Source organism: Thauera sp. DNT-1, from assembly GCF_055393985.1.
In genome coordinates, this window is sequence record NZ_AP043752.1 from 2,465,972 (window position 1) to 2,490,910 (window position 24,939).

The 24,939-nt window shown below is 70.2% G+C and carries 20 protein-coding genes and 1 pseudogene; 7 read left to right on the forward strand and 14 right to left on the reverse strand.

Annotated elements, in window-relative coordinates:
* Positions 1–17: 17 nt before the first annotated feature.
* Together ACZ5PP_RS11395 and ACZ5PP_RS11400 are read left to right on the forward strand one after the other, a co-directional pair.
* Positions 18–164 carry a DUF2256 domain-containing protein gene (locus ACZ5PP_RS11395; protein WP_169316034.1) on the forward strand — a complete coding sequence of 49 codons (147 nt, stop codon included), beginning with the start codon at positions 18–20 and terminating at the stop codon, positions 162–164.
* Positions 165–230: 66 nt separating this feature from the next.
* Positions 231–1,739, forward strand: coding sequence for a DASH family cryptochrome (locus tag ACZ5PP_RS11400; protein ID WP_082047800.1), 1,509 nt, complete (start codon positions 231–233; stop codon positions 1,737–1,739).
* Here ACZ5PP_RS11400 and ACZ5PP_RS11405 read toward each other — a convergent pair.
* The 5 genes and pseudogenes from ACZ5PP_RS11405 to ACZ5PP_RS11425 all read right to left on the reverse strand — a co-directional run.
* Positions 1,724–2,740 (reverse strand): annotated as a pseudogene (locus ACZ5PP_RS11405) (DMT family transporter); the annotation flags it as partial. The gene ACZ5PP_RS11400 and the pseudogene ACZ5PP_RS11405 overlap by 16 nt on opposite strands.
* Positions 2,623–3,009, reverse strand: coding sequence for a group II truncated hemoglobin (locus ACZ5PP_RS11410; RefSeq protein WP_043744734.1), 387 nt, complete (start codon positions 3,007–3,009; stop codon positions 2,623–2,625). The gene ACZ5PP_RS11410 and the pseudogene ACZ5PP_RS11405, both read right to left, overlap by 118 nt.
* Positions 3,010–3,457: 448 nt before the next feature.
* Entirely contained in the window at positions 3,458–4,966 is a 1,509-nt protein-coding gene (locus ACZ5PP_RS11415) for an exonuclease domain-containing protein (protein ID WP_464826042.1), read from the reverse strand.
* A 72-nt stretch (positions 4,967–5,038) separates the two neighbouring features.
* Positions 5,039–5,242, reverse strand: a complete 204-nt coding sequence (locus ACZ5PP_RS11420; protein ID WP_004316756.1) for a heavy-metal-associated domain-containing protein — start codon at positions 5,240–5,242, stop codon at positions 5,039–5,041.
* Positions 5,243–5,319: 77 nt separating this feature from the next.
* Positions 5,320–6,516: a glycosyltransferase gene (locus ACZ5PP_RS11425; protein ID WP_012586252.1), complete on the reverse strand. Its 1,197-nt coding sequence runs from the start codon at positions 6,514–6,516 to the stop codon at positions 5,320–5,322.
* A gap of 162 nt (positions 6,517–6,678) precedes the next feature.
* Between ACZ5PP_RS11425 and ACZ5PP_RS11430 the strand changes: the two genes are divergently transcribed.
* Positions 6,679–9,246 carry an EAL domain-containing protein gene (locus ACZ5PP_RS11430; RefSeq protein WP_276662968.1) on the forward strand — a complete coding sequence of 856 codons (2,568 nt, stop codon included), beginning with the start codon at positions 6,679–6,681 and terminating at the stop codon, positions 9,244–9,246.
* A 579-nt stretch (positions 9,247–9,825) separates the two neighbouring features.
* On the opposite strand, the gene ACZ5PP_RS11435 is transcribed toward ACZ5PP_RS11430, so the two are convergent.
* From ACZ5PP_RS11435 to ACZ5PP_RS11465, 7 genes are all read right to left on the reverse strand, one after another.
* Positions 9,826–10,662: an EcsC family protein gene (locus ACZ5PP_RS11435; protein WP_004316752.1), complete on the reverse strand. Its 837-nt coding sequence runs from the start codon at positions 10,660–10,662 to the stop codon at positions 9,826–9,828.
* A 64-nt stretch (positions 10,663–10,726) separates the two neighbouring features.
* Complete coding sequence (locus ACZ5PP_RS11440) at positions 10,727–11,395, reverse strand: DsbA family oxidoreductase (protein ID WP_012586254.1); 669 nt, start codon at positions 11,393–11,395, stop codon at positions 10,727–10,729.
* Positions 11,396–11,555: 160 nt separating this feature from the next.
* Positions 11,556–12,974, reverse strand: coding sequence for a prephenate-dependent tRNA uridine(34) hydroxylase TrhP (gene trhP / locus ACZ5PP_RS11445; protein WP_464826043.1), 1,419 nt, complete (start codon positions 12,972–12,974; stop codon positions 11,556–11,558).
* Between the two features lie 130 nt (positions 12,975–13,104).
* A complete protein-coding gene (locus ACZ5PP_RS11450) occupies positions 13,105–13,869 on the reverse strand; it encodes an enoyl-CoA hydratase-related protein (protein ID WP_138861052.1) in 765 nt (254 codons plus the stop codon).
* A gap of 273 nt (positions 13,870–14,142) precedes the next feature.
* Positions 14,143–14,868, reverse strand: coding sequence for a hypothetical protein (locus ACZ5PP_RS11455; RefSeq protein ID WP_464826044.1), 726 nt, complete (start codon positions 14,866–14,868; stop codon positions 14,143–14,145).
* A 958-nt stretch (positions 14,869–15,826) separates the two neighbouring features.
* On the reverse strand, positions 15,827–15,994 hold the full coding sequence (locus ACZ5PP_RS11460) for a death-on-curing protein (RefSeq protein WP_464826045.1): 168 nt from the start codon (positions 15,992–15,994) through the stop codon (positions 15,827–15,829).
* Positions 15,991–16,500: a type I restriction-modification system subunit M N-terminal domain-containing protein gene (locus ACZ5PP_RS11465; protein WP_464826046.1), complete on the reverse strand. Its 510-nt coding sequence runs from the start codon at positions 16,498–16,500 to the stop codon at positions 15,991–15,993. Before ACZ5PP_RS11465 ends, ACZ5PP_RS11460 begins: the two co-directional genes overlap by 4 nt.
* A gap of 239 nt (positions 16,501–16,739) precedes the next feature.
* Between ACZ5PP_RS11465 and ACZ5PP_RS11470 the strand changes: the two genes are divergently transcribed.
* Together ACZ5PP_RS11470 and ACZ5PP_RS11475 are read left to right on the forward strand one after the other, a co-directional pair.
* Positions 16,740–18,488, forward strand: a complete 1,749-nt coding sequence (locus tag ACZ5PP_RS11470; RefSeq protein WP_464826047.1) for an arylsulfatase — start codon at positions 16,740–16,742, stop codon at positions 18,486–18,488.
* Positions 18,489–18,492: 4 nt separating this feature from the next.
* The gene (locus tag ACZ5PP_RS11475) at positions 18,493–20,556 is read left to right on the forward strand and encodes a cytochrome c3 family protein (protein ID WP_464826048.1); all 2,064 of its coding nucleotides are present in this window, start codon (positions 18,493–18,495) and stop codon (positions 20,554–20,556) included.
* A 26-nt stretch (positions 20,557–20,582) separates the two neighbouring features.
* Here the strand turns inward: ACZ5PP_RS11475 and ACZ5PP_RS11480 are convergent, their stop codons facing one another.
* Together ACZ5PP_RS11480 and ACZ5PP_RS11485 are read right to left on the reverse strand one after the other, a co-directional pair.
* Positions 20,583–21,401 (reverse strand): helix-turn-helix domain-containing protein, encoded by an 819-nt coding sequence (locus tag ACZ5PP_RS11480; RefSeq protein ID WP_464826049.1) that lies wholly within the window; start codon positions 21,399–21,401, stop codon positions 20,583–20,585.
* 40 nt (positions 21,402–21,441) lie between these two features.
* Positions 21,442–21,909, reverse strand: coding sequence for a winged helix-turn-helix transcriptional regulator (locus ACZ5PP_RS11485; protein ID WP_273424062.1), 468 nt, complete (start codon positions 21,907–21,909; stop codon positions 21,442–21,444).
* A 133-nt stretch (positions 21,910–22,042) separates the two neighbouring features.
* On the opposite strand from ACZ5PP_RS11485, the gene ACZ5PP_RS11490 reads away from it, so the two are divergent.
* Entirely contained in the window at positions 22,043–23,368 is a 1,326-nt protein-coding gene (locus ACZ5PP_RS11490) for a D-amino acid dehydrogenase (RefSeq protein ID WP_464826050.1), read from the forward strand.
* Positions 23,369–23,762: 394 nt separating this feature from the next.
* Positions 23,763–24,848 carry an alanine racemase gene (gene alr / locus ACZ5PP_RS11495; protein ID WP_276662933.1) on the forward strand — a complete coding sequence of 362 codons (1,086 nt, stop codon included), beginning with the start codon at positions 23,763–23,765 and terminating at the stop codon, positions 24,846–24,848.
* The last annotated feature ends 91 nt before the right edge of the window (positions 24,849–24,939 follow it).

The following is a 24,939-nucleotide window of genomic DNA, read 5'->3' on the forward strand; positions in this document are numbered from 1 at the left end:
GGGGCAAGGCGATGCGGATGCGGCGCAAGGGGGATCTGCCGACGAAGCCATGCGCGGGGTGTGGGCGGCCGTTCGCGTGGCGGAAGAAGTGGGAGCGCGTGTGGGACGAGGTGCGCTTTTGCTCGGAGCGCTGCCGGCGGGAGCATGGCAAGCCGGGGCGCTGAACGACGACTTTTTGCGGCAGGCCGCTGAGAACAGGCGGGCCTCGAGGGCTTTGCGGGTGGGTGTCGATGCTTTCGGACGTGGTGATCTTCTGGTTTCGCAACGATCTGCGCGTGGGTGACAACCTCGCGCTGGTGGAGGCCTGTGCGTCCGCCGGGCGCCTGCTTCCGGTTTATTGCCACGACCCCTCCGCCGATGCACCGACGCGCTGGGGCTTCGTGCGCCGCGGGCCGCATCGGCGCGCCTTCCTGGAGGCGGCGCTGGGCGACCTGGATGCGGCCCTGCGGGCGCGCGGCAGCGCGCTGCTGCAGCTGAACGGCGCGCCGCGCGCGGTGCTGCCGGCGCTCGCGGAAGCCGTGGGGGCGGCCGTGGTGGTGTGCGAGGCGATCGCGGCACCCGAGGAGGAGGACGAACTCGCCGCGCTACGCGCCGCCGGGCTGAAGGTGAAGGCGATATGGCAGTCCACCCTGCTCGACCCCGCGGCGCTGCCTTTCGCGGCGGCGCGCCTGCCCAAGGTGTTCACCGCCTTTCGCCAGGCAGTGGAGTCCGCCGGCCTGCAGCCGCCCGCGCCCCTGCCGGCGCCGCGGACCCTGCCGCCGTGGCCACCGCTCGATCGACGGCCCCGCAGGAGCGACGCAAGTCGCGATCTCCGCGCCGGGCGCTCGCCGGGAGTGGAGCGTGCGGAACCGGGGAATCGCGACTTGCGTCGCTCCTACGGGGGCTCCTGCGGGGCCGCCGATGCGCTCACCGTGGAAATCGGCGAACAGGCCTCGTTTCCGTGGTGGCAGCCGGCATTCGCCGGGGGCGAGCGTGCGGCGCTCGCGCATCTGGCACGCTATTTCGCCGGCGATCGGCCGCGGCACTACAAGGCGACGCGCAACGGGCTGAGCGGCGTCGACTTCTCCAGCAAGTTCTCGCCCTGGCTGGCGCAGGGCGCCTTGTCGGCGCGGGTGGCCTTGGCCGCGCTGCGCCGCCACGAGATCGAGCAGGGGCCGAGCGACGGAAGCTACTGGCTGTGGTTCGAGCTGCTGTGGCGCGACTACTTCCGCCTCCTGCATCTGCAGCACGGCCGCCGTCTGTACCGGGCGCGCGGGCTGAACGAAGGCGCAGCGCAGCCCGCGCACGACGCCGTTGCGTTCGCGGCCTGGCGCGTGGGCGGCACCGGCCATCCCTTCATCGACGCCGGCATGCGCGAGCTCGCGGCCACCGGCTGGCTGTCGAACCGCATGCGCCAGATCGTCGCCAGCTACCTGATCCACGACCTCGGCTGTGACTGGCGTGCCGGCGCGGCGTGGTTCGAGGCGCAGCTGGTCGATTACGACGTGTATAGCAACCAGGGCAACTGGCTCTACATCGCCGGCCGCGGCACCGATCCGCGTGGCGGGCGGCGCTTCGATCCGGACCGGCAGGCGGCGATGTACGACGCGGACGGCGCCTATCGCGCGCTGTGGGCCGAGCCCGAGCCGCGCACGCGGGCCAGCGCCGCTGGCGGCAGCGCGCCGAGCAGGGCCCCGGCCGACACCACCACGATGCCGACGATGGTGGTCGTGCCGAGGGCCTCATCCAGGATCAGATAGGCGCCGATCGCGGTAAACGCGGGCACCAGCGCCAGCATCATCGAGGCTTCGCCGGCGCCGACCTTCTGCACCGCGTAGCTGTAGAAGCCGGCGGCGAGCATGGAGGCGATCACGCCCTGGTACACGCACTGCAGCGCGATCTCGCCCCAGCTCGCGGCGCCGATGCCGGAGGGCAGCCAGAGCAGGTAGATCGGCATGAAGACCAGCGCCGAGAAGCTCGCGATGCCGAGGATGCCGAACTGCGGCTTGACCTGCCAGCGCCGCATCAGCAGGCCGAAGATCGCCCACGCCAGTGCGGCGGCGAGGAAGAGCAGGTCGCCGATCCAGGCGCTCCCCTGCGCCGGGGCGAGCAGGCTCTCGAAGCCGATCAGCAGCAGGCCGGCGGTCGAGAGCAGCAGGGCGACCACGGTCGGGCGGGCGATGCGGAAGCCGCTCGTCACCGCCATGATCACGATGGTCCAGAACGGGATGCCGCCGTTCACGAAAACCCCCGCGTGCGCGCTCGGCGCGAAGGCGAAGCCCCAATACACGCACAGCCCGTAGGCCAGCCCGCCGACGCAGGCGAGCACGGCATGGCGCGGCCAGTCGCGCATCGGCACGAAGCGCAGGAAGAAGGGCAGCGCGATCGTGCCGGAGACGCCGTAGCGCATCGCGGCGATGTCGAAGGGGCTGAAGCTGGTGGTGGCGCCGAAGCGCGACACGAGGTTGAAGCCGGACCAGAACACCACCACGGCGAGTGCGGCGAGCAGACCCCGGACGGCGTCGGAGTGGGAGGGGTGGGGCGTGGTCAATTCGGCTCCGGATAAGGTACGGGTGGGCGGCGGTGATCGTCGGCGCGCCAGGACCGGGAGCGGCCGGGCGCGCCGGGCGGCCGCGGGCGGCTTCAGCCCGGCTGGTTGCGCATGAAGTCGGCGGTCTTGAAGAAGCTCTGCAGCAGGCGCTCGCGCATCGGCTCGGCGATTCCCGCCTCCTCCATCGCCAGCAGCATGCAGGCGACCCACTGGTCGCGCTCGCGGGTGCCGATCGCGAACGGCATGTGGCGGGCGCGCAGCCGCGGGTGGCCGAACTGCTGCACGAATAGGTCCGGCCCGCCCAGCCAGCCGGAGAGGAACATGAAGAGCTTGTCCCGGGAACCCTGCAGGTCTTCGGGGTGCAGCGCGCGCAGCTCGGCGAACTGCGGGGTTTCGGCCATGAGGCCGTAGAAGCGGTCGCACAGGCGGGCGAGTACGGGTTCGCCGCCGATCATGTCGTAGGGGGTGGTCGGGTCCATCGTGGTCCACGGGGGCTGTGGGGGGGGTTGCGGCACCTCGAACCAGGCGCACCGACCAGGATTGTCGCAGACTCGGGCAGCGCTTGCGCGGTTCGGCGCCCGGCGGTACGCGCGGCGAGGCATCCACCTCCGGCGCGGCCGGATTGCGGCCGCGGGAACGGGCTGGCTGGCGTATCCGAAACCGCACTCGTCGCCGGCTGCGCCGGTTTTCCGTGGGAGCGACGCGAGTCGCGATGACGGCCACCCGGCTGCGACGAGCGTCGGCGGGTGATCAGACGTTGCCATCGCGACTTGCGTCGCTCCTACAAAATCCGCCTTGCATCCCGGATGCTGCGCCGGCAAGGACCGCCACGCCTCGGGATCCGTCCCGGACAAGACCGCGACGCGTCGGGAACTGCGCCGGCTGCGCCCGACTCGTGCCCCGCCCCCCGGGGGGCATGGCTGCGCCTCAGAGCTGCACCACCGGCAGCCGCCTCACCGCCTTGACCAGGATCTTGTAGACGTCGTGGTCGAAGGCCGGGCGGCCGGCCTCCAGCAGGTCGGCGAGCATGGCTTCGTCGGTGGCGGTGCCGAGCCAGCGCCAGCCGTCGACGACGTGGATGGCCTCGCCCTCGCGCAGGCCGACCGGGCCGGGCCAGGTCCAGTGCTCGACCTTCAGCGCGTGCAGGGCCTCGATCAGGCGCAGGGCGTGGGCCTGGGGGGATTCGCCGCCGTGGCAGGCGCCACGGCAGCGCTTCAACTGGAAGTCGAAGCAGCGCGCACCTTGCGGGGGTTTCTCCAGGCCGAGCAGCGGCGGGCACAGGGCGTGGTCGCGGGCGAGCGCGCGCAACCGGTTGGTGGCCTCGCGGCGGGTGCGGAAGAAACCGTAGAGGTCGTCGCGGCGGCCGAAGTCGAGGTCGGCCGCATGCACCAGCTCCAGCCGCCAGTCGCCGACGATGTCGGTGGCGAGCCGCCAGGTGCACAGCTCGCGGTTGCGGCGCAGCTGGCGGTTGTGGGTGGGCTGCAGGCGCTTGACCAGTTCGGCTTCCTTCAGCAGCGCGCCGACCTCGCCGGCGGTCGCGATCCATTCGATGCGGCGCACCTGCTGGGAGAGGCTGAGCTCGCGGTCGCTGCTGTGGTCGGCGGCGAAGTGCGACAGCACCCGGGTGCGCAGGCGCGTGCTCTTGCCGATGTAGAGCGGCAAGTCCTGCAGCGGCGCGTGGCGCTTGCGGTCGCGCGCGCCGGTGCGCGCCCTGCCGGGTCCGAGCGGATCGGCCTCGGCTTCGGCGTCGGCTTCATCGGCGCCCCCAGGCTGGCTGCTCTCGCCCCCGCGCTCGCCGTAGAACAGATACACCCCCGGCGTGTCGGGCAGGTCGGCGATCTGCTCGGGGTCGAGGTGGGGGGGCAGGCTGGGGTGGCCGATGAGTTCGCGCACCGCGGCATCGATGTGACCGGGCGGAAAGCGTTCGTGGATCTTCTGCCAGAACTGCCACAGCAGCCGGGCGTCGCCGAGCGCACGGTGGCGGTCGGCCACCGCCAGGCCGTGGCGCTCGATGAGGTGGTCGAGACCGTGGCGGCGGTGGTCGGGGAACAGCCGGCGCGACAGCTTGACGGTGCACAGCACCTGCGGCCGCATGTCGAGCCCGGCGCGGCGGAAGGCGGCGCGCAGGTGGCCGTGGTCGAAGCGTGCGTTGTGGGCGACGAAGAGGCGGCCGTCGAGGCGGTCGAAGACCTCGTCGGCGATGTCCTCGAAGCGCGGCGCGTCGGCGACCATGTCGTCGTCGATGCCGGTGAGGCGCTGGATGGTCTCGGGGATGCGCGACGCGGGACGCACCAGCGTCGACCACTCGCGCACGCCGTCCTCATCCACCTGGACGATGCCGATCTCGGTGATGGATTCGCGTTGGGCGGGGCCGCCGGTGGTCTCGATGTCGACAAAGGCGAGGCCGCCGGGAAAGCTGCGGAGGGTGGGCGTCAAGAGGGGGCGAACCGGCGGATGGGGTCGCTCTTCGAGCGTGCGCGGGCGCGCGGGTTCCCGTGCCCGCCGTGTTCAGCGCACGCCGAAGCCGGCGTCCTCGATGGCCTGATGGATGTCGGCCTCGGCGACGAAGGCGCCGTGCTCGATGGTGGCCGCGCCGGTCGCGAGCGAGATCTCCAGCCAGCCGATGCCGGGCAGGTCCTGGATGGCATTGGTCACCAGGCGCAGGCACTCCTCGTCGCGCATGCCGGTGATCGTGAGCGTGGTGGTGTTCATGGGCAGCTCCGTGTCCGATCGGCGCATCTTGTGCGCAGGCACGGACGCGCGCAAGCCCGGACCGCCTGCCAAGCGTCTCAGCGGGTGGAGACGACCTGCGACGCGTGCACCGGCGGCACAGACTGCGGCGCGGCGAGCAGCCTGCGGTAGAGCGCGGCGAGCCGCCCGGCCATCACGCCGTCGGCCCACTCCGCGGCGTAGCCCCGCGCCTCGGCGGCGAGGCGCCGACGCAGGCGGGGGTCGGCGAGCACGACGTCGACCACGGCGGCGAAGCCGTCGGGATGGTCGGGCGCGATGCGTGCGCCGCGCTCGGGGCGCAGGATGTCGGTGGTGCCCATCGCGGACAGCGCGACCACCGGCAGCCCGGCGGCCATCGCCTCGAGCAGCACCAGGCCCTGCGTCTCGGTGCGCGAGGCGAACACGAACACGTCGGCGGCGGCGTAGCAGTCGGGCAGGCGGCGACGGCGCTCGAGATAACCGACGAAGCGCACGGTGCTGCCCAACCCGGCGGCGAGCGCCTGGCGCTGCAGGCGGGCGTTCGCCGGGCCCTCGCCGGCGACCACGAGGACGAAGTCGGGGCGGCGCGCCTTCAGCCGGGTGGCGACCTCGAGCAGGAAGCCGATGTTCTTCTCGTGCGCGACGCGGCCGATGTAGAGCGCCATCGGCGCATCTTCCGGGATGTCGTAGAGGCGGCGGAAGTGCGGACCGTCGCCGGCGGCGAAGTCCTGCAGCGGGATGCCGGTGGGCAGGACCTCCATCGGGCTGCGCACGCCGTAGCCGGCGAGGCGCTCGTGCATCGCGGTCGAGGGCACCACCACCGCATCCACCGCATTGCACTGCGTGCGCGACACCCGCCGCGCCAGCCCGCGCAGCACGCCCGCGGGCAGGAAGGGCAGGTAGTGGTGGAGGTATTCCTCGAAGAAGGTGTGATAGGTCAGCAGTACCGGCCTGTCCTGGGCGCGCGCGGCGCGCAGTCCGGCACGATGGGCGAGGAAGGGGGTCTGGATGTGTACCAGGTCGCAGACGGCGGCCTCGCGCAGGGCGGCGGCATGCATCGCGCGCGCATCGACCAGGCGGTCCTCGGGGTCGAGCGGCAGGCGGCGCCCCGCGACGCGCACGATGCCGGGCTCCTCGGCCTCGCCGGCGTAGCGCGGCGCGATCAGGCGCACCTCGACGCCCTGCGCGGCAAGCGCGCGGCGAAAGGTCGCGATCGACGTGGACACGCCGTTCACACGCGGAAAGAAGACGTCGGAGACCATCAGCACGCGGATCATTCGGCCAGCATGCGCCGGGCGTGTTACCGCAGGGTGAAGGCCTCCCTGCGGGTTAGCCGGGGTCCGCCTGCAGGGCCACGGGTGCGACAATGTGCGCAGCCGCCTCAGGTTTCAGTCGGCTGGAGCCGTTATACAGAATCTAAAGCCTGTGCCGAGTCCCCCATGAACCGTCCTGAATCCGACCGCCTCCTGAGCGAGGAGGCCTTCTCCATGCCCGGCAACGACGAGACCCGCGTCGGCGAGATCATCGGCCGCAACCTGCTCGAGTGCGCCCCGGACGAGCCCCTGCACGAGGCCGCGCGGCGCATGAGCGAGCGCCGGGTGAGCTCGATCCTGGTGGTCGAGGACGACCGTGTGGTGGGCATCTGGACCGAGCGCGACGCGTTGCGGGTGGATTTCGACGACCCCACGACCTTCGCCCTGCCGGTACGCGCCGTGATGAGCTCGCCTGTGCGCGTGGTGTCGACGGCGACGCCGCTGCACGAGCTGACCGTGCGCTTCCGCGAGGAGCACGTGCGCCACTACGTGGTCGAGGACGAGACCGGCCGGCGCGTGGGCATCGTGTCGCAGACCGACGTGGTGCTGAACCAGGGCATCGAGCACTACCTCAAGCTGCGTCGGGTGGATGCGCTGGTCAAGGGCGGCCTGCATGCGCTGCCCGCGGCGGCGGGGCTGGGCGAGGCGACGCGGCGCATGCGCGAGGGCGGGGTGGACGCGGTCGTGGTGGATTACGGCGCGGCGGACGCCTCCGCGCCCGCGGGGCGCTACGGCATCCTCACCGAGCGCGACGTCACCCGGCTGGTGGCGCAGCGCACGGCCGACCGCGCGCTCGGCGAGCTCGCCAGCCGGCCGCTCGTCACCTGCCGCGCCGACGACAGCCTTTACCGCGTGCGCATGCTGCTCGCCGAGCGCCACATCCGCCACATCGGCGTGCTCGACGCCGAAGGCGAACTGGTCGACCTGGTCAGCTTCAAGGACATCCTCAGCGGCATGGAGCTGGCGTACGTGCATGAGCTGCACGACGCCCTGCGCGCGCGCGACCTCGCGCTGAGCGCCTCGCAGCGCGACCTCTACCTGGCCGAGAAGGTGATCGAGAGCTCGCTCGAAGGGGTGATGGTCACCGACGCGCACGCGCGCATCCTCTCGGTGAACCCCGCCTTCACGCGCATGACCGGATATGCGCCGGAAGAGGTCGTCGGGCTCAATCCCTCGGTACTCAACTCCGGCCGCCAGAGCCCCGCCTTCTACGCCCGCATGTGGGACGGCCTGCTGGGCGACGGCCAGTGGCAAGGCGAGGTGTGGAACCGGCGCAAGACCGGCGAGGTGTATCCGCAGCTGCTGCACATCACCGCGATCCGCGACCGCGAGGGCGTGCTCACCCATTACGCGGCGCTGTTCACCGACATCAGCCGGCTCAAGGAGACCGAGGCGCGCATCCGCGACCTCGCCTATTACGACCCGCTCACCGGCCTGCCCAACCGCCGCCTCCTCGACGACCGCCTGCAGGTCGAGCTCGCCCACGCCGCACGCCTGCGCTGCCGGCTGGCGGTGATGTTCGTCGACCTCGACCGCTTCAAGCGCATCAACGACAGCCTCGGCCACGCGGTGGGCGACAAGCTGCTGGTCGAGATCGCCGCCCGCCTGCGCGCCAGCCTGCGCGACGACGACACCGTCGCCCGCATGGGTGGCGACGAGTTCCTCGTCGTGCTCAACAACCTGTCCGGCCCCGACGAGGCGGCGACGATGGCGCGCAGGATGGTCGCGGAGCTGCGCCGCCCGGTGAATGTCGAGGGCCGCGAGCTGGTGGTGACGACCAGCGTGGGCGTCGCCGTGTACCCGGACGACTCGCGCGACGCCGACACCCTGGTCAAGCACGCGGACGTGGCGATGTACCGCGCCAAGGACGAGGGGCGCAACAGCTTCCAGCTCTTCGAGCCGGCGATGAACGCGCGCTCGCTCGAGCGCCTCGCGCTCGAGACCGCGCTGCACCGAGCCCTGCCGCGCGACGAGCTGCAGCTCTACTTCCAGCCGGTGATGAAGGCCGAGGGAGGCGAACTGGTCGCGGTCGAGGCCTTGCTGCGCTGGCGCCACCCCGACCTCGGCCTGGTGTCGCCGGCCGACTTCATCCCGCTCGCCGAAGACACCGGCCTGATCGTGCCGATCGGCGAATGGGTGCTGCGCAGCGCCTGCGAGCATCACCGGCGCTGGTGCGAGGCGGGCGGCGCACCGCTGCACATGATGGTGAACATCTCGGCGCGCCAGTTCCGCGAGGAAGGCTTCGCCGCGATGGTCGGCAGCGTGCTCGCCGAGACCGGCATGACGCCGGGCGACCTGACGCTGGAGCTCACCGAAAGCATGCTGATGGACGACACCGACCGCGCGCTCGCGCGCCTCGACCATCTGCGCGCGCTCGGCGTGTGCCTGGCGATCGACGATTTCGGCACGGGGTATTCGTCGCTCGCCTATCTCAAGCGCTTCCCGATCGACGAACTCAAGATCGACCGCCTGTTCGTGCGCGGCATCGACCGCAACACGCGCGACGCGGCGCTGGTTTCGGCGATCGTCTCGCTCGGCCACAGCCTGGGCCTGCGCGTGGTCGCCGAGGGCGTCGAGACCGCCGCCCACCTCGACGTGCTGCGCCGCCAGGGCTGCGACCTGGCGCAAGGCTTCCACTTCAGCCCGCCCTTGCCCTGGGAAGAGTTCGTCAAAGCCTACCCGCCGGCGGGCTGAGCGCCGCGGTCCTCGTACGGCCAAATCGCGACTTGCGTCGCTCCTACAGGGGCTGCGCCGGGGGCGGTTGTCCCGGAGCGCGGTGCTGCGGTTCTCGTAGGAGCGACGCCAGTCGCAATCGGCCGCAACAATCCACGCGCCGCGGTCCTCGCACGCCCGAATCGCGACTTGCGTCGCTCCTACCGGGGCTGCGCCGGCGGCGGTTGTCCCGGAGCTCGGCGCTGCGGTTCTCGTAGGAGCGACGCCAGTCGCGATCGGCCGCAATCCACGCGCCGCGGTCCTCGTACGGCCGAATCGCGACTTGCGTCGCTCCTACCGGGACTGCACCGGGGGCGGTTGTCCGGAGCGCGGCGCTGCGGTTCTTTTGTAGGAGCGACGCCAGTCGCGATCGGCGGCAATCCACGCGCCACGGTCCTCGCACGGCCAAATCGCGACTTGCGTCGCTCCTACCGGGGCTGCACCGGCGGCGGTCGTCCCGGAGCACGGCGCTGCGGTTCTCGTAGGAGCGACGCCAGTCGCGATCGGCGGCAATCCACGCGCCGCGGTCTTCGTACGGCCGAATCGCGACTGGCGTCGCTCCTACAGGAAACCGCTACGGTTTCCGGGGTGGGGGCGTCCGACCGCCTGCCACGCCGCGCGCACCGCCTCCTCGCCGTAGCGGCGTTCCAGCCGCCGCACGGTGAAGTGACCGCGGCTGACGGCCTGGAAGTGGTCCATGAACATCAGGTTGATCGTCGCCCCCGCGGCGGCGCCGATGCCCGGCACGAGCATGCCGGCGGCCTTCTGGGTGAGCTGCACCTTGTAGCGCGCCGCCACCATCGTGATCAGCCGCGCCAGCGCCGGCGCGCCTTCGCTCGACAGCCCCTTCTGGGCGAAGTGGCGCGCGGCCTCCGACACCGTGGTGGCGAGGGCCGCGCGCACGGCGTAGTAACCCGCCTCGGCCGCGTCGTCGCTGCTCGCGTTGCCGCCGAGGGCGAACACCTCGAGCGCGGCCAGCCTCGCCTGCGCGCTGCCGATGTCCTCGCCCTCGCCACGCGCGATGTCGAGGATGGAGCGCATGATCAGCACGGTCGACAGCGGGATCTCCACCGTCAGCCCGGCGACCCCGAAGGCGCCGCCGCCCGCGCCGCTCACCGAGCCGAGCAGCTTGTGCAGGCGCGGAGAGGCTGGCTGGGCGGCGGGCTGCAGGGTCTTCGCGGCGGTGTCCATCGCCTTCATCAGCGCGTCGTGGGCGAGCCCGCCGATGCGCTCGCGCCAGCTCGCCGGCAGGCGCGCCATGCCCTTCTCCAGCGGGCTGCCGACGAAGCTGCTCAGGCGCGCGGCCAGGCTGGGCCGCTCGAGCAGCACGCGCGCCTCGGCGAGCGCGCGCAGGTCGGCGGCGTCGAGCATGTGGCGGGTTTCGTGGCTTGCGTTCATCGCGATCGGGTCCGGTGAGGGTGTCCCTGCTCAGACGCGTCGGTGGCGGCGGGCGTTCCCGCCCTCAGGACGGTTTGCCGGTTTCCAGCGCCTGCAGCAGCGCGGCGCCGATCACCGCGGCGGACTGTGCGCCCGACAGGCTGAGGCGGCGGTCGAGGATGAAGAAGGGCACGCCCTCGATGCCCTGGCGACGCAGTCCCGCGGCCATGCGCTGCACCTTGTCGGCATCGGTGCCGCGCTCCAGCCACTCGCGCACCAGTTCGCGGCGGTCGCCGCAGGCGGCGGCGAGATCGGCCAGGGTGTCGAGGTCGCCGATGTCGCGCCCCTCCTGGAAGTGCGCGGCGAACAGCGCGTGGGCGAGCGCGCGCACGCGCTCCGGCTTGTGGCCGTGGGCCTGGGCGCGATAGAGCAGGCGGTGCGCGGCGAGCGTGTTCGGGCGCGTGGCGATGCGCTCGAAGGCGTACTGCAGCCCGTCGCCGGCGGCAGCCTCGCGCACCTGGTCCAGCACCGCCTCAGCCTTCACCGGACCGCCGAACTTGCCCTCCAGGAAGGCGCGGTAGGGCTCGCCCGCGGGCGGAGTGTCCGGGTTGAGGAAGAAGGGCAGCCAGTTGATGCGCGGCTCGATGTCGGGGCGCGTCGCGCGCAGCTCGGCGAGCGCGCGGTCGAGGCGGACGGCGCCGAGGAAGCACCACGGGCAGACGAAGTCGGAGACGAGGTCGATGTTCAGGATCATGGGGAGGGGGTGAGTTTCGATGTACGGCTGGGGAAGCGGGGATGCGGGCACGTCGTCCGCGGCGGGGCTCAGGTTAAAGGATTCCTGAACACCGCGCGTCCACGTTGAAGCCCGCCTTGATGGCGACACACGACCGCGCCCGGCCGGCGGTGGTCGCGCTTCACAGAAAGCGCGCGATGAAGCAGGGTCGCGCCGGGTCCGCATCCGCCGGCAGCGCCAGCCAGACGCGCCGGCCGCTGCCCGGCACACGCTGGATTGCCTCGCCATCGGCGCCGAACAGCCGCTCCAGCACCGCCTCGGCGTTGCCGCCCGGCTGTACGAACTCCAGCCGGTCGCCAACGCCGAAGCCGTTCTTGACCTCGACCTCGGCCAGGCCGCGTGCGGCGTCCCAGCCCACCACCTCCCCCACCAGCAGGCTGCGCCCGGATTCGGAATGGCCGCGCAGGTAGTTCTGCTGCTCGGGCGTGGAGTGGCGCTGATAGAAGCCGTCGGTGTAGCCGCGGCTGGCCAGGCCCTCGAGTTCGCCGAGCAGGCGTACATCGAAGGGCCGCCCTGCCACCGCATCGTCGATCGCGCGCCGGTAACCCTGGGCGGCGCGGGCGACGTAGTAGGGGCTCTTGGTGCGGCCCTCGATCTTGAGCGAATCGACGCCGATCTCGACCAGGCGCTGCACGTGCTCGATCGCGCGCAGATCCTTCGAGTTGAGGATGTAGGTGCCGTGCTCGTCCTCCTCGATCGGCATCCGCTCGCCCGGGCGGGTGCCCTCCTCCAGCAGCCACACCTTGCTGCCGCCGAGGTGGCGCGGACCGCCGCCGAGCGCCAGCCCCTGCGCGGTGTCGAGCGCGCTGCGGGTGGCGGTGCCCACCGCGCCGGCGTCCTTGGGGTTGCCGATCGGCGTGGCGCCGCAGGCCTGCACGTCGCCGGCGGCGTCCTCGGCGGCCTCGTGCAGCTTGTAGTCCCAGCGGCAGGAGTTGGTGCAGCTGCCCTGGTTGGGGTCGCGGTGGTTGAAGTAGCCCGACAGCAGGCAGCGCCCGGAGTAGGCGATGCACAGCGCACCGTGCACGAAGACCTCCAGCTCCATGTCCGGGCAGGCATCGCGGATCTCGGCGACCTCGTCCAGCGACAGCTCGCGCGACAGGATGATGCGCTTGACCCCCACCGACTGCCAGAAGCGCACCGAGGCGTAGTTGGTGGTGTTGGCCTGCACCGAGAGGTGGATCGGCACCTCGGGCCAGCGCTCGCGCACCATCAGGATCAGCCCGGGGTCGGCCATGATCAGCGCGTCGGGCTGCAGCGCGATCACCGGCGCCATGTCGTCCTCGAAGGTGCGCAGCTTGGCGTTGTGCGGATAGATGTTGGCGACGAGATAGAACAGCTTGCCGGCGGCGCGGGCCTCGGCCATGCCGGCGGCGAGCGTGTCGAGCTGGCCGAAGTGGTTGTTGCGCACGCGCAGCGAATAGCGCGGCTGGCCGGCGTAGACCGCGTCCGCGCCATAGGCGAAGGCGGTGCGCATCATGTCGAGGGTGCCGGCGGGGGCGAGCAGTTCGGGGCGGCGCGGGGCCGGGGTGGAGGCGGGCATCGGGGGCGGGCGGGCAAAAGCGCATTTTACCTGCGCGGGCGGGGGGCGCCGGCGGTGGATTCTTGCTGCGATGAGCGATCTGCCGCACCTCCGCCACGTCACCCGGCTGCGGCGGCCGGCATTCAAGCCCTCAACGATGCTCGAATCTCGGCTTCCGCTTTTCCGTGAACGCGGCAAGCCCCTCGCGAAAGTCATGCTCGGAGAAACACGCGTGGAACAGCTCGCGCTCCAGGGCAAGGCCGGCATCGAGCCCCACCTGCGCCCCATTGACCGCGGCCTTGATCCTGCAGGCGACCGGGCTCGAGTACGACGCCACCAGCCGGGCGACCGACATGGCAGCGGCTTCGAGCGCCTCATCCGGAACCACGCGCGACACCAGGCCGGCGACAAGCGCCTCGTCCGCGCTCAGCGCGCGCCCGGTGAGCAGCAGATCCATCGCGACATGCTTGCCCACGACCCGCGCCAGCCGCTGCGTACCGCCCGCGCCCGGCATGGCGGCCAGCGTGATCTCGGGGTGGCAGAAGCGCGCCGAAGCTGCGGCGACGACGATGTCGCACATCTCCACCAGCTCGCACCCGCCACCCGCCGCCAGTCCCCTCACGGCAACGATCAAGGGCTTCCGGAGCCGGGGTGGCGCGGAAACGCAGCCAACAAACCCCGTCGCCCTGGCCTGTTCGGCGCTCATGTCCAGCATCTCCCGGATGTCCGCCCCGGCACAGAAGTGCTTCAGCGACGTGGAGATGAGGATCGCCCGCACGTCTTCGCGCGCATCCAAGGCCAGGAGCGCATCGTCGATTTCCTTGCAGAACTGCAGGTCCAGCGCATTCAGCGCATCGGCGCGATTCAGCTCAAGATGGCCGACGCCATCAGCGCATTCGACGGCAACCGAGGTCATTGTCGTTGCCTCCGCTGTACGCAGATTCAAGAATTTCGTTGTCCACTTGGAATGACTGCAGTCGACCCAATGTTGCCGTTAAGACTTGAGGAAAGCTGCCGATCGCCATTCTAGATACTCCCCCGGGGGCGGGAAGCACCGAGTGAGACCACCAGGCAGGACCTTGATGCCTGAAGCGTAGGGCGTAGCCCTTTAATCTTAGACGCGATTGCCCGAATTTACGCCAACAAACCGGAGCAGTGTTCTATTGGTTCGAACGGCTCTTCGGCGATACTATGGCGAAAGCACCCAGTTGGCTGCTTCTGATTGCTCTTGTTCCAAGAACGATTTAAACCAATTCCATTTTGCTTTTGCACCTACGGGGAGATCAGAAACAAGATTATCCTCCACGATACGCTTGTACTCCATAAAGGTGCGCTCAATACCCCCGTGTGATTTGTCCGCGATGTAGAAGTCGTGGAGACCATTAACAATCAGCGTTTCACGGTCGCGAACGCACATGCGCGACCCACCCCCAAACCCCTTGATCCAACATTCTTTGGCTGATTCGGAAAGTACGATACACGGGTTTTCACCAGCGGCCTCCAACCGATACGCTTCTTGATATGCTGGACCCACGATGTTGCCGTCACTGTGCCACACATTTCCCACGGCAATTCCTCCACGCAGGAGATAGCCGGCGCCCAAGAAGCGATGTGAAAGTTGGATGCAGCGCATAATCAATATGTCAAGACCACTGTAATTCTTGACTTCAGAGTCGGTGATTGGAGCGCTAAGGATGATGGAGTCGGAAACGTAGGTGTGCTTCGGAATGAGACGTGCTGGCACTGTGCTGAAAACACCGTTATTCAGTAGAGGAATTGAAGTTTCTAGCATATCAATAAGCGATTGCAGTTCTTCTAGTACCGAAAATTCGTGAACGGACTTGTCAACAAGCATGCCGAATCCGAGCACATCGATGAACGCAACCGCTCGTTCTTCGTAGGTAATGTTTTTCATTTTCGTTTCCTAATTCGAGCCACCGAGGAGGGTAGTCGAACCAAAGACGCAGCACGGCGAGCAGTCACCGCATCAAAATGTCAGCTATTCGGCAGTAAGTATTCGTATAGACGGCCGAGTTGCCATTCGGAGCAGACCCCTCTGACCACCAGCGCTGGAGGAAAGTTAAGCTCCTTTCCCATTCATATATTGCAGCGTCCGCGAGATTGAATGCCTGCTCGATTTTCTCAGCCATATCCCATGGAAAAATAAGCGAACTTAAGTCGCCTAGATCATCCTTTGCGACAAAGAGTTCGTTGTCTTGTGCGACGGACATAATTATTTGACACGGCCAGTCGAACGAATAATTGTACGGGATGGCGCGGATGTCGGCGCTTCGTGTCTTGTTTTTTTCATACCGGAAGAGACGTCCGAGCGTTGAACTAGGGGCAACTCTCCCGTAGATGCGCGACGAAAGCGACCGTAGTTCTCCGTACCTCGCGCGTTCATGCTTATCTCTTTCCTCTAGCCGACGATATTCGGCGGCTTCACTGTCTAGGAGTTTCTGGATAAAGCAGTGGGTCATGGCGTTAAAGCATTGAATGAACGAAATATGTGGCGGAGTTCGTTGCTCGGCTCTGTTTATTCAGAACCTATTGCTTCTTGCCTCAAGCATCACGAAGGGACGTCGATTCCTTCCGCAAAGAGCACGAGTGAACCGTAAGGCCGTGTATTTTTATTTAGGGGACAACCCTGTAGAAGCAGGAACCACACTCAAGGCAAGAGAAGAGGCAGCAATAGCAGCATCCGATAGCTTAGTAGCCTGCGGCTGCCTATCTTCCACATAAGTAGAGAGCATACCGCCGCGCCCGTTTGGCCGCTATCCGAATCGGGTGGCGACCGGCAGTTCCTGGCCGATGGTACCCCCTCAGCATCATCGCCGGACTGAGACACCCTCCCGCTGCAACGGAGCCTTGACTCAATCGAGTTCGCCTTCCGCGAAGACGTTGCGCAGGTGCCGCCCGATCACCGTCCGGTCCCGGCCGAACAACTGGCTCAAGTGCTCCTGGCGCAGCCTGACGGTATCGCCTTCCAGCCTGACCTCGACCGTGCCGGCATCGCCGCGGTGGATGACGAGTTCGCTCATCCCGCCAGCCCCTCGATCATCTGCTTGATCCGGTCCATCGAGCGCTTCAGGTCGGCGTCGATCTCCGCCAGCGGCCGCGGCGGCTCGAAAACGTAGAAGTGGCGGTTGAAGGGGATCTCGTAGCCGATCCGGGTCTTATCGTGGTCGATCCAGGCGTCGGGGGCGTGGGGCAGCACCTTGCGCTCGAACCAGGCCTGCACGTCCTCGAACAGCGGCACGTTCTCGGTGTCGCGCAGCGCGCTGTCGGGCTGGGGCTTGCCCTTCTGCTTGCCGCGCTCGCCGAGCTCGATGTGGGCGAACTTTTCCACCGCCAGGTAGAGCAGCCCGGCCTGCTCCTTGTCGCGGTGTTCGGCGAGCGCCGCGGCCTTGGTCGGCGCCAGCACGCAGTCGAGCCGGCGCAGCACGGTGAAGGGCAGGATCACGCGGCCGTATTCGGACTGCTTGAAGTCGCCGCGCAAGAGGTCGGCGACCAACCAGATGAGGGCGGAGAGGGCTTGCTGGTTCATGGGGTCGGGGTCGTCGGGCGGGGATCGCCTGCGATTATGGGCAGGACGATTGGCCGGCCCACGCTCGACTGCCTCGCACGGGACGCCGGGCCGGACATCCGGCGGGCGGCAGAACTGCCGTCCAGTCTTGGCCCGACGTTCCACCCTGCGGAACATTTTCAGATCGCGCAGCTTTTCTCGAGAATTGAATTAAATTTATGGAACCGGCCAGAAGCCGGGCTTATTCCAGGAGACAGACAATGAAAGCAGCGCTCGCGACCCTGCTGATCCCGGTGGCAACGCTCGCCATCGGCGTCCAGGCCGGCCACGCCGCCTCGCCGGTCCAGCACGACCGCCCCAACATCCTGCTGATCATGGCCGACGACCTCGGCTACACCGACCTCGGCAGCTACGGCAGCGAAATCGCCACTCCCAACCTCGACACCCTGGCCGACACCGGGGTCAAGATGACCCAGTTCTACGCCTCGCCGTTCTGCTCGCCGACGCGCGCGATGCTGATGTCCGGCACCGACAACCACCTCGCCGGCTTCGGCGACATGGCCGAGCTGATGCTGCCCGAGCAGCGCGGCAAGCCGGGCTACGAGGGCTACCTCAACGAGCGCGTGGTGCCGATGGCGCAGGTGCTGCGCGACGCCGGCTATCGCACGCTGATGACCGGCAAGTGGCACCTCGGCGTGCCCGAGCAGTACAGCCCGGCCGCGCGCGGCTTCGACCAGTCGTATGCGCTGGTGCATGGCGGCTCCAGCCACTGGAGCGACGGCGCGGGCATCGTCGCCGCCGATCCGGCCAAGCCGCCGAAGGCCATCTACCGCGAGAACGGCAAGGAGACGACGCTGCCGAAGGACTTCTTCTCGTCCGACTTCTTCACCTCGCGGCTGATCGAGTACATCGACGCCGGCAAGGGTTCGGGCAAGCCCTTCTTCGCCTACCTCGCCTTCACCGCGCCGCACTGGCCGCTGCACGCGCACGACGCCGACATCGCCAGGTACGAGCAGCGCTACAAGGACGGCTACGACAAGCTGCGCCGCGAGCGCCTCGAGCGCATGAAGAAGCTCGGCCTGGTGGCCGCCGACACGCCGGTGTTCGAAGGCCACCCGCTGTGGCCGAAGTGGGACAGCCTGAGCGCGGCGGAGAAGGAATCCGAGGCGAGGCGCATGGCGGTGTACGCCGCGATGGTCGACAACATGGACCAGAACATCGGCCGCATGCTCGACTACCTGAAGAAGACCGGGCAGCTCGACAACACCTTCATCTTCTTCCTGTCCGACAACGGCGCCGACGGCAACTCGGTGTACGACGTGGCGCGCACCCGCGAGTGGATCCACAAGGACATGGACAACAGCATCGCGCACATCGGCAAGTCCGGCTCCTACGCCGAGTACGGGCCGGGCTGGGCGCAGGTGGGCTCGACGCCGTTCCGCATGTTCAAGTCCTTCATGTACGAGGGCGGCATCGCCGTGCCGGCGATCGCCTGGGGCCCGGGCGTCAAGGGCGGCAAGCTCGAGTCGGCGATGGCCCACGTGACCGACATCGCGCCCACGCTGTTCGAGCTCGCCGGCGCGAAGCACCCCGGCACCGAGTACCAGGGCAGGCCCGTGCTGCCGCTGCGCGGCGCCTCGATGCTGCCGCTGCTGCAGGGGCGCGGGCAGGCCGTGCATGGCGCGGACAAGGCGATCGGCTGGGAGCTGGGCGGGCGCAAGGCGCTGCGCAAGGGCGACTGGAAGATCGTGTCGGCGAACCAACCCTGGGGCACGGGCGACTGGGAGCTCTTCAACGTCGCCCAGGACCGCAGCGAGAGCCGCAACCTCGCCGCCGCCAACCCGCAGAAGCTGGGCGAGATGCTGGTGGCCTGGCGCGACTACGTGCGCGAGACCGGCACGCTGGAGATCCGCAACCTCGCCAACCGCCCCGGCTACAGCAACGGCGCGAAGTACTACGAGGACCTGAAGTACGAGGCCACCCTCGTCCCGCGCACGGCCAGGCCCTGAGCGCATGCGCCTGCCCGCCCTGCTCCTCGCCTGCGTCCTGATGGTGCCGGCCGCGTTCGCGGCCGCCCCGCAGGCGGGGACGCGGCCCGACCACGTCGCCGACCGCGACTGCCTCGCCTGCCACCCCGACCAGGCGGGCGCCTGGGCCGAATCGAAGCACCGCCATGCGATGCCGCCGGCGACGGCGCAGACCGTGCTCGGCGACTTCGGTGAGGCCGGCTCCGGCGAAGTCCGCTTCGGCGAGGGTGCGGCGGCGGCGCGCTTCTTCCGCCGCGGCGGCGACTTCATGGTCGCCGCGCAAGGGCCCGACGGGCGCACGCAGGCGCTCGCGGCCAGCCACGTCTTCGGCATCCGGCCGCTGCAGCAGGTGCTGCTGCCGCAGCAGGGCGGACGCCTGCAGGCCTTCACGATCGCCTGGGATACCACGCGCAAGACCTGGTTCTCGCTGCACGCCGACGGCCCGGTCGCCCCGGGCGACAACCTGCACTGGAGCGGGCGCTACCAGAACTGGAACCTGATGTGCGGCGAGTGCCACACCACCGCCTACCGCAAGGGCTACGACGACGAGCACGACCGCTACGCCACCACCTGGGCCGAGGCGAACGTGGGCTGCCAGGCCTGCCACGGCGCCGGCCGCGCGCACACCGAGAACGCACGCAGGCGCGCCGCCGCGGGCGAGCGCGGCCAGGCGCCGCTGCCCACCCCGAACCGGGCGCTGGCCGGCGCGCACGCCCAGGTCGACCAGTGCGCCACCTGCCACGCGCGCCGCACCCGGCTGGTCGAGGACGCCGTGGCCGGCGCGCCGCTGTTCGACCAGTTCATCCCCGACAACCTGCGCCCCGGCCTCTACCACGCCGACGGCCAGCAGCTCGACGAGGTCTTCGAGTACGGCTCCTACCGCCAGAGCCGCATGTACCAGGCGGGCGTGGCCTGCACCGACTGCCACGACCCCCACCGCGGCCGCCTGCGCGCCGAAGGCAACGCGCTGTGCACGGCCTGCCACAATCCCGCCCCCGACCGCGGCCGCTTCCCCGGCCTGCAGGCGAAGGACTACGACGCGCCCTCGCATCACTTCCACCGCGGCGGCGGCGCCGGCAGCCAGTGCGTCGACTGCCACATGCCGAGCCGCAACTACATGGTCGTGCATCCGCGCCGCGATCACGCCATCCGGGTGCCGCGCCCCGACCTGGGCGCGCGCACCGGCGCGCCCGACGCCTGCACCGGCTGCCACGCCGACCGCGGCGCCGAGTGGGCCGCGGCGGCGATCGAGCGCCACCACTGCAAGCGCACGCATCCACCCCACTACGGCGAGATCCTCGCCGCCGCACGCGCAGGCGCCCCCGGCGCGGCCGGGGGCCTGGCCGCGCTCGCCCGCGACGCCGCCGTGCCCGCGATCGTGCGCGCGAGCGCGATCGAGCAGCTCGCCCAGCTCGACCCCCAGGCCGTGCCCGCCGCCGCGCTGCGCGACCCCGACCCCGCGCTGCGCACCAGCGCCGCGGCCGCCTTCGCGCTGCGCCCCGCCGAAGAGCGCCTCGCGCAGCTCGCCCCCCTGCTCGCCGACCCCGTGCGCGCGGTGCGCATCACCGCCGCGCGCGCGCTCGCCGACCTGCCCGCAACCGCGCTCGCGCCCGAGCTACAGGACCGCCAGCGCGCCGCGCTGGCCGAGTTCGTCGCGGCACAGCAGGCGATGGCAGACATGCCGAACGCCCAGCTCAACCTCGCCGGGCTGGCGCTCGCGCAACGCGATCCGCTCGTGGCGGAGCAGCGCCTGCGCCGCGCGCTGCAGCGCGAACCCGCGCTCGACAGCGCACGCCTCGGCCTGGCCACGCTGCTCGCGCAGACCCGCCGCGAGGACGAGGCCGAGCGCGTGCTGCGCGACGGGCTCGCCCGCGCCACCAGTCCCGGCGAGCTCCACCTCGCCCTCGGCCTGCTCGCCGGCCAGCGCCAGCGCTGGGAGGAGGCCGCGCGCGAGCTGCGCACCGCCGACGCCCTGCTGCCGGGCCATGCGCGCGTGCGCCGCAACCTCGACGCCGTGGAACGCTACCTGGAGCGCACCCGCCCGCGCTGAAGGGCTCCGCGACGGCGCGGCGGTGCTCAGGGCTGGCGCGGCGACGCGAGCGCGGCCGCGATCGCTGCGGCGCAGGCCTGCAGGTCGGCCAGATGCGCCTCCACCACCTTCGCGCGCAGGTCGTAGCGCCGCGGCCACACCAGGTTGATCGCCCCGCGCACCCCGCCATCGGCGAGGATCGGCACGGCGATGGCGTCGAAGCCGTCGTCGAAGCCCGCCATGTCCTCGAACGAGCCGCCGAAGAGCGCGTCGCGCACCGCATAGCCGCGCTGTCGCGTCTCCTCCAGGAGGGCGTCGATCTCGCCCTCGAGGACCGCCGCCGTGCGCGGATTCGACGGCGAGGCGGCGCACCAGTGGGCGAGCACCGCTTCGCGTTCGGCCGCAGCGCAGAAGGCAAGCCAGGCCCGCCCGGGCGCGGAGAGCAGGATGTCCACCCGATAGCCGATGCGGTAGCGCGGATTGAGCGCCAGCCCGGAGAGGCGGCGGGAGCTCTCCGCGACCTCCATCGCGAAGTCGCGGTACACCAGCAGGTCGGACGGCCACAGCACCGTGCGCTGCAGCGCCACCAGGTGCGGCGCCGCGGCCTCGACCAGGCGCGGATCGATCGCGTGCCCGCTCGGCGCCGCGGTCCACGCCAGCGAGCGCCGCCACAGCCCGTCGTCGATCGATCGCCACGCCAGCCCGCCCCGCTCCAGGGTGTGCAGGATGCGCAGCAGGGTCGGCTTGGGGAGCGCGCTGGCGGCGTGGAGCGCGCGCAGCGAGCTGCCCTCCTGGGGGCCGAGCAGGCGCAGCACCTCGATGCCGCGTTCGAGGGCACGGATCGAGGTGCCACGTTCCGAACTCATGCGTGGCGGCTCCTGTCGTCCATCCGGGACCTCCCGCGGCTCATGACATGGGAGGAATATAGAGGCTCTCCTTCACCTCCTCCATCACCACGTAGCTGCGCGACTCGGTCGCCGAGGGCAGCTTGAGCAGGATGTTGCCGAGCAGGCGACGGTAGTCGCTCATCTCCGAAATGCGCGCCTTGATCAGATAGTCGAAATCGCCCGACACGAGGTGGCACTCCATGACCTCGGGGACGAAGGCGAGCTCCTTCTTCACGCGCTCGAAGGCGTCGTTCGACTTGGCGGCGAGCTTGAGCTCGACGAAGACCAGCAGCGGGCGGCCGAGCGCGCGCGGGTCGACGCGGGCGTGGTAGCCGGTGATCACGCCCTCGCGCTCCAGGCGGCGCACGCGCTCGGTGCACGGGGTCGCCGACAGGCCCACCTGGTGGGCGAGCTCGGTCATCGTCAGGCGCCCGTTCTTCTGCAACAAATCCAGTATTTTCAGGTCTGTACGGTCGAGGTCGCGCATTTCACTGCGCCGCCGGCAAGGCGGCCTCCAGATTGGTGATCTTCACTGATTGGCGATATCAGTTTAGTGACTTTCGCTAGTAAGGCCTCATTAGACTGCCGCAATTCCATCGAATACAGGCAGGAGACGCGAAATGAACGTGATCGTACTCGGCAGCGGCGTGATCGGCACCACCACCGCGTGGTATCTCGCCCAACGCGGCGCGCGCGTCACCGTGATCGACCGCCAGCCCGGCGCCGCACTCGAGACCAGCTACGCCAACGCCGGCCAGGTCTCGCCCGGCTACTCCACACCCTGGGCCGCGCCCGGCATTCCGCTGAAGGCGCTGAAGTGGCTGTTCCAGCGCCACGCCCCGCTCGCGATCCGCGCCGACGGCAGCCTGTTCCAGCTGCGCTGGATGGCGCAGATGCTCGCCAACTGCTCGAGCGCGCGCTACGCGGTGAACAAGGAGCGCATGATGCGCGTCTCCGAGTACGCCCGCGACTGCCTGCGCACGCTGCGCGCCGACACCGGCATCGCCTACGAGGAGCGCAGCCGCGGCACGCTGCAGCTGTTCCGCACCCAGGCCCAGCTCGACGCCGCCGCGCGCGACATCGCTGTGCTGGAGGAGTGCGGCGTACCCTACGAGCTGCTCGACGGCGACGCGCTCGCCGGCGCCGAGCCGGCGCTGGCCCGTCGCCCCGGCAAGCTCGCCGGCGGCCTGCGCCTGCCCAACGACGAGACCGGCGACTGCCAGCTCTTCACCACCCGCCTGGCGGCGATGGCGGAGGCGGCCGGCGTGACCTTCCGCTTCGGCACTGAGGTGCGCGAACTCGTGCGCCGCGGCGGCCATATCGAGGGCGTGCGCATCGCCGGTGCCGACGGCGTCGAGCACACGCTGGTCGCCGACCGCTACGTGCTCGCCTTCGGCAGCTACTCGCGCGCGCTCGCCTCCAGCCTCGGACTGGACTTGCCGGTGTATCCGGTGAAGGGCTACTCGCTGACCGTGCCGCTGGTCGACGCCGCGCGCGCGCCGGTGTCCACCGTGCTCGACGAGACCTACAAGGTCGCGGTGACGCGCTTCGACGAGCGCATCCGCGTCGGCGGCATGGCCGAGCTCGGCGGCTTCGACCTGCGCCTCAACCCGCGCCGGCGCGAGACCCTGGAGCTGGTGGTGAACGACCTCTTCCCCGGTGGCGGCGACGTCAAGGCGGCGGAGTTCTGGACCGGCCTGCGCCCGATGACGCCGGATTCCACCCCGATCATCGGCGCCACGCCCTTCCCCGAGCTCTTCCTCAACACCGGCCACGGCACCCTGGGGTGGACGATGTCCTGCGGCGCCGGCGCGCTGGTCGCCGATCTGGTCGTCGGCCGCCAGCCGGCGATCCGCCACGACGACCTCGGCCTCGCGCGCTACGGCGCCGAGCACCGCAGCATACCGGTGGCCGGCGCCCGCCAGCGTCCGCTCGGCACCGTCTGAAGCGCGCTTGCGCGGCTTCGTGAGCCACAGCGCGTGCCCGGGGCGCGGCATCGCGACTCGCGTCGCTCCTACAGTGCCCCGGCAGCGTGGGCGGCCCCTGTAGGAGCGACGCAAGTCGCGATTCCACGGCTCCATGTGCTGCGGCGGTGATCCGCGCGCCCGATCGCGACTTGCGTCGCTCCTGCGGCGCGGCTCCGGCAGCGTGGCGGGCCCTCGTGGGAGCGACACGAGTCGCGATTCCACGGCGCGGGGGCCTCTGTGGGAGCGACGCGAGTCGCGATTCCACGGCGCGGGAGCCTCTGTGGGAGCGACGCGAGTCGCGATCGGGCCGCGCATTGCGGCGCTGGCGAATTCCCCGCACCATTTTGCCTTTCCACCCCTTCCGATCCCCGCCATGCGTCCCGCCCGCGCCCTCATCGACCTCTCCGCCCTGCGCCACAACTATCTTCTCGCTCGCGAGCGCCACGGCGGGCGGGCGCTCGCGGTGGTCAAGGCCAACGCCTATGGCCACGGCGCGCTGCGCTGCGCGCAGGCCTTGCGCGACGAGGCCGACGGCTTCGCGGTAGCCTTCCTCGGCGAGGCGCTGGAGCTGCGCGCGGGCGGCATCGATGCCCCCATCCTGCTGCTCGAGGGCGTGTTCGCCGCCGACGAGCTCGCCGAGGCGGCGCGCCAGCGGCTGTGGATGGTCGTTCACCACGAGGAGCAGCTGTGCATGCTGGAGCGCACGCCGCTCGCCGCACCGGTGGATGTGTGGCTGAAGGTCAATAGCGGCATGAACCGCGCCGGTTTCGTCGGCGACGCGGTGGCGCGGGCCTGGCGGCGCCTGCAGGCGAGCGGCAAGGTCGGACGCATCGTGCTGATGACGCACTTCGCGCGCGCCGACGAGCCCGAGCTCGGGACCACGCTGGAACAGTTGCAGCGCTTCGAGGCCGCCACCGCCGGCCTGCCCGGCGCGCGCAGCGTGGCCAACTCGGCAGCGATCCTGGCCTGGCCGCAGGCGCGCCGCGACTGGGCGCGCCCGGGCATCCTGCTCTATGGGGCCGATCCCATGCCCGCCGAGGGCAACGGCCTGCGTGCGGTGATGACGCTGGAGAGCGCGGTGATGGCGGTGCGCGAGATCGCGCCCGGCGAGGCGCTCGGCTACGGCGGCCGCTTCGTCGCCGAACGCCCGACGCGGGTCGGCCTGGTGGCGATGGGCTACGCCGACGGCTACCCGCGCGTGGTGCCCGACGGCACCCCGGTGGCGGTGGAGGGCCGCGCGAGCCGGATCATCGGCCGGGTGTCGATGGACATGCTGACGATCGACCTCACCGCGCTGCCCGAGGCCTGCCTGGGCAGCCAGGTCGAGCTATGGGGCAAGCAGGTGCCGATCAACCACATCGCCCAGGCCGCGGGCACGATCAGCTACGAGCTGCTGTGCAACGTGAAGCGGGTGCGGCTGGAGTATGCGGACGCGCGAGGCGTGGGAGGCAAGGCGTAGGGAGCGAGGCGTCAGCTGCGGCGGGCGATCGAGCGTCCACCGGCTTCCTGAAGCCTCTCAGCGCAGCTTGCGGAGGTTTTGCTCCTTGCCC